The organism is Planomonospora algeriensis (assembly GCF_977012225.1).
In genome coordinates this window covers 1-628 of record NZ_CDRNDK010001040.1, presented here as the reverse complement: position 1 = coordinate 628, position 628 = coordinate 1, and the positions used below count along the sequence as shown (strand labels likewise).

1 protein-coding gene is annotated in these 628 nt (G+C 73.7%); it reads right to left on the bottom strand.

The window, feature by feature from the left end; translation table 11 throughout:
• Positions 1-628: diguanylate cyclase domain-containing protein (locus tag ACWJ6R_RS37675; RefSeq protein ID WP_449066756.1), on the bottom strand; the 628-nt coding region annotated here is incomplete at both ends.

Genomic DNA, 628 nt, shown 5'->3' with positions numbered 1-628 from the left:
CCCTCGGCGATGCGGGCCTGGTCGAGCCGCTCCACCCGCAGGCCCTGGTGGAACACGCTGATCTGGTTCTTGCCGGCCGCCTTGGCCGCGTACAGCGCCAGGTCGGCGTCGCGCAGCGCGTCCTGCGCGTCGGCGGACTCGGCGATCATGTACAGGCCGACGCTGGTGGTCACGTGCAGGGCGTATTCGCCCACCGTGTAGGCCTCCGCGACGACGTCGACGACACGTCCGGCGACCTCCCCGGCCTCGGTGGCGGTGACGTCCTCCAGCAGCACGGCGAACTCGTCGCCGCCCAGCCGGGCGAGCGTGTCGGCCTCGCGCAGGGTCTCCCGCAGGCGGCGGGCGGCCTGGATGAGCAGCTGGTCACCGACCGGATGGCCGTAACCGTCGTTGACGTGCTTGAACCCGTCCAGGTCCAGCAGGAGCAGGGCGTGCCGGGCCGACGGCGAGCGCCGCGCGGTGGCCTGCTCCAGGCGGTCGTTGAACAGCGCCCGGTTGGCCAGCCCGGTCAGCGGGTCGTGCATCGCCCGGTGGCTGATCAGCTCCTGCAGCGCGCTCTGCTCCTCCAGCGCGCGCGACAGCTCCGCGGCCTGCTCGTCCAGCAGCAGCGCGCGCCGCTGCGCCGCGC